The organism is Streptomyces sp. NPDC032198 (assembly GCF_040636975.1).
In the GTDB taxonomy this organism is placed as follows: Bacteria; Actinomycetota; Actinomycetes; order Streptomycetales; family Streptomycetaceae; genus Streptomyces.
In genome coordinates, this window is the sequence record NZ_JBEZVL010000038.1 from 1 (window position 1) to 4,504 (window position 4,504).

A 4,504-nucleotide genomic window follows, 5' to 3' on the forward strand; every position below is an offset into this window, starting at 1 on the left:
CCAACGCCTCGGCAAACACCGGAAACGCAGCAGCCAAACCACACCCCATCCCCACACGCTGCGCACCCTGACCCGAGAACAAAAACGCCGTCCGCGACTGAGCCCGTACGACCGAAGCGGCTTCCGGCAGGCGGCCGTCGGCGAGGGACGCCAGGGAGTCCAGGAGTGCGTCGCGGTCCTGGCCCAGCACCACGGCCCGGTGCTCCAGCGCGGTACGGGTGGTCGCCAGCGAGAAGCCGACGTCCACCGCGTCCAGGCCCGGACGCTCGGTGAGGTGCGCGTGCAGGCCGGCCGCCTGGGCGCGCAGGGTCTCCTCGGTCCGCCCCGACAGGGCCCAGGGCACCGTGCCGGCCGGCGGGCGGTCACCGGGCGTCGCGGCGGTGGTCCTCGGTGCCTCCTCGATGATCACGTGGACGTTGGTGCCGCTGATGCCGAACGAGGACACACCGGCCCGGCGCGGACGGTCCGTCTCCGGCCACGGCCGGGCCTCGGTGAGGAGTCGGACGTTGCCGGCCGACCAGTCGGCGTGCGGCGTCGGCTCGTCCACGTGCAGCGTCCTGGGCAGGGTGCCCGCACGCATCGCGAGAACCATCTTGATGACGCCGGCCACACCGGCCGCGGCCTGGGTGTGCGCGATGTTCGACTTCAGCGAACCGAGCCACAGCGGGCGGTCGGCGGGCCGGTCCTTCCCGTACGTGCTGATCAGCGCCTGCGCCTCGATCGGGTCGCCGAGCGTGGTGCCGGTGCCGTGCGCCTCCACCGCGTCCACCTCGTGCGCGGACAGCCGCGCGTTGGCGAGGGCGGCGCGGATCACCCGCTGCTGGGCCGGACCGTTGGGCACGGTGAGTCCGCTGCTCGCACCGTCCTGGTTCACCGCCGAACCCCGCACCACGGCCAGCACTTCGTGGCCGTTGCGCCGTGCGTCCGAAAGGCGCTCGACGACCAGGACACCGACGCCCTCGCCGTGGCTGACCCCGTCGGCCGCGGCGGCGAAGGACTTGGAGCGCCCGTCGGGGGCCAGTCCCCGCTGCCGGGCGAACTCGATGTATTCCTGCGGCCCGGACATCACCGTCACGCCGCTGACCACGGCCAGCGAGCACTCACCGCTGCGCAGCGACTGGCCCGCGAGGTGCAGGGCGACCAGCGAGGAGGAGCACGCGGTGTCGACGGTGAAGGTCGGCCCCTGCAGGCCGAAGGCGTACGCGATCCGGCCGGAGATGACCGCCGAGGCGTTGCCGGTCATCGTGTAGCCCTCGAGGCTGCCGGGGATCTCGTTGAGGCTCAACAGGTAGTCGGAGGGCATCGATCCGGCGAAGACACCGACCTGGGTGCCGCGCAGCGAGTCCAGCGGAAGGCCTGCGCGCTCGAGGGCCTCCCAGTGGGTTTCGAGCAGGAGCCGCTGCTGCGGGTCCATCGACAGCGCCTCGCGCGGGGAGATCCCGAACGCCTCGGCGTCGAAGTCCGCGACGTCCCGGATGAACGCCCCGTGGTTGGAGTAGCTGGTCCCGGGCACCTCGGGGTCGAGGTTGAACAGTGCTTCCAGGTCCCAGCCACGGTCCGAGGGGAACGGCGAGACGGCGTCCCGGCCCTCGCTGAGCAGTGTCCACAGCTCCTCGGGTGAACGGACGTCGCCGGGGAGGCGGCACGCCATGCCAATGATGGCCATCGGTTCGTCCGCCGCGGCCGTGCGCGTGGCGGCGGCCGGTGTGGGGGCAGCCTCCTCGCCGACGAGTTCGTCGCGCAGGTGGCGTGCGAGGGCCAGCGCGGTCGGGTGGTCGAAGATCAGTGTGGAGGGGAGACGGAGCCCGACAGCCGCATTGACCGAGTTGCGCAGCTGCACGGCCATCAGGGAGTCGAAGCCCATCTCATGGAATCCACGCCCGGGCACCACGGCCGACATGTCGGCATGGCCGAGGGAGGCCGCCACGTGCGTGCGCACCAGGTCGAGCAGTACGCGCTCCTGCTCCTCCTGCGACAGGCCCGCCAGCCGCCGCACCAAGGCTGACGACTCGTCGGCGGTGCCGACCGCGGCGACGGTACGGCGGCGGCCGGGCGTCCCGACCAGACCGCGCAGCACGGTCGGCAGGGTGCCGTCGGCCGCCCGGGCCCGCAGGGCCGCAGCGTCGAAGTGCACCGGCGACACCAGGCCGGCCGCCGCCAGCGCCCGGTCGAAGAGCGCACTGCCCTGGGCATCCGTCAGGGCCGAAACGCCGTCGGCGGTGAGCCGCTGCCGACCTGTCCCGTCGAGCCCACCGGTCATGCCGCCGGCCTGCTCCCACAGGCCCCAGGCCAGGGACACGCCCACGAGGCCCTGGGCCCGGCGGTGCTCGGCGAGGGCGTCCAGGAAGGCGTTCGCCGCCGCGTAGTTGGCCTGGCCGGCGGCGCCGACGAGACCGGAGGTGGAGGAGAAGAGGACGAACGCGGCCAGGTCCAGGTGCCGGGTCGCCTCGTGCAGGTGGCGGGCGGCATCGGCCTTCGGGCGCAGCACTGCCGCGAGCCGGTCGGCGGTCAGCGAGGTCAGGACGCCGTCGTCGAGGACGCCCGCCGTGTGCACGACCGCGGTCAGGGGGTGCTCGGCGGCCACGCCCGCGACCAGTGCGTCCACCGCGGCGCGGTCGCTCACGTCGCAGGCGGCGACGGTCACGTGGGCACCGGCCGCCTCCAACTCAGCCTTCAGGCCCACGGCACCGGGCGCGTCGAGGCCGCGCCGTCCTGCGAGGACCAGGTGTCGTATCCCGTGCTCGTGCACCAGGTGCCGCGCGAACAGGGCACCGAGCGAGCCGGTGCCGCCCGTGATCAGCGCCGTGCCCTCCGGGTCGAGGGACGCAGCCGCCGTCGACTGCACGTGCGTACGGGCCAGGCGGGGCGTCAGCGATACCTCGCGCCGCACGGCGACCTGCGGTTCACCGGTGGCGAGAGCCGCGGGCAGCAGCGTCCGCCAGGCTTCCGGATCGTCCATGTCGACGAGGACGAGCCTGTCCGGGTGCTCGGTCTGCGCGGAGCGCAGCAGGCCCCACAACGCGGCGTGTGCGAGGTCCGGCACGTCCTCCTCACCGGCCGCGACGGCGCCGGAGGTGACGACCACCAGCCGTGCCCCGTCCGGGACTTCGGCCTCCAGCCACCCGATGACGGCTGTCAGCGCGGCAGCTGTGTCCTCGTGCAGGACGGTCACGACATCGGCGCCGGCGACCGGCAGGTACGGCAGGACGGTCCACTGGGCGTCGTGCGCACCGTCCTCCCCGAGCACCGTCCACTCGGTGACGGGCTCGCCGCCGCGGGCGGCCGGGGTCCACTCCATGCCGTACAGGGCGGCGCCATCGACGGCCGCCGCGGACTCCGTACGCAGCCGGTCGCTCTGTACCGCTCGGGACACCAGGGCGTCGATGTGGGCGACCGGCCGGCCCGCGCCGTCGGCCAGCTGAATGGTGACGGCCTGCGGTCCGGCCGGGGCCAGCCGGGCGCGCACCGTACGCGCCCCCTGAGCAAGGAGGGAGATGCCGTTCCAGCCGAACGGGAGCCGCACCTCACCGCCCGCCTCGCCGACGGCGAGTTCCGCGTGCAGCACGGCGTCGAGCAGCGCCGGGTGGAGGCCGAACCCTTCGGCGTCGACACCATCGGGCAGCGCCACCTCGGCGAAGGTCTCCTCGCCGCGCCGCCAGACAGCCGTCAGGCCCTGGAACGCGGGCCCGTACCCGTACCCGGCGCCCGCCAACCGCTCGTAGAACGCGTCCAGTTCGACCGGCTCGGCACCTTCCGGCGGCCACACGGCGGGGGCGAAGCCGTCCGCTGCGCCGGTCCCGAGCACGCCATCGGCGTGCCGCACCCACGGTGCCCCGTCCCGGTCGAAGTCGTCGTCGGCCGCGGGCCGGGAGTGCACGCTCAGCGCATGCCGACCGGACTCGTCGGCCGGGCCGACCCGCACCTGCACGGTCACACCGCCCTCGGCGGGCAGCACCAGGGGCGCCTCAAGGGTCAGTTCCTCGACGCGGTCGCAGCCGACGGAGTCACCGGCGCGGATGGCCAGTTCGACGAAGGCGGTGCCCGGCAGCAGGACCGTGCCGCCCACGGCATGGTCGGCCAGCCAGGGGCGGGTGCGCAGGTCGAGTCTTCCGGTGAGCAGCACCCCGCCGTCCTCGGCGAGCGTCACCGCGGCACCCAGCAGGGGGTGTCCGGCCGCGCCGAGCCCGACCGCGGGCAGGTCGACGGGGCCGCACTCCTCTCCCTCCAGCCAGTACCGCTGCCGCTGGAAGGCGTACGTCGGCAGGTCCACCCGACGGCCGCCCGGCAGCAGTGCCGTCCAGTCGACGCCTGTCCCGTACGTCCAGGCGCGGGCCAAGCCCTCGACCAAGGCGCGCGGCTCGGGCTTCTCCTTGTGCGCCGACGCCACCGCACGGGCGTCCGGGCGCGTTTCGTCGAGGGTGTCCTGGGCCATCGCGGTCAGCACTCCGGCAGGGCCCAACTCAAGGAAGACATCGACGCCTTGACCGGCCAACGTCCGTACCCC

1 protein-coding gene is annotated in these 4,504 nt (G+C 74.0%); it reads right to left on the minus strand.

Annotated features, from left to right (window positions below; genetic code table 11):
- A partial coding sequence (locus AB0E78_RS41750) for an SDR family NAD(P)-dependent oxidoreductase (RefSeq protein WP_361844926.1) occupies window positions 1-4,492 on the minus strand: 4,492 nt, incomplete at its 3' end.
- Between the last annotated feature and the right edge of the window lie 12 nt (window positions 4,493-4,504).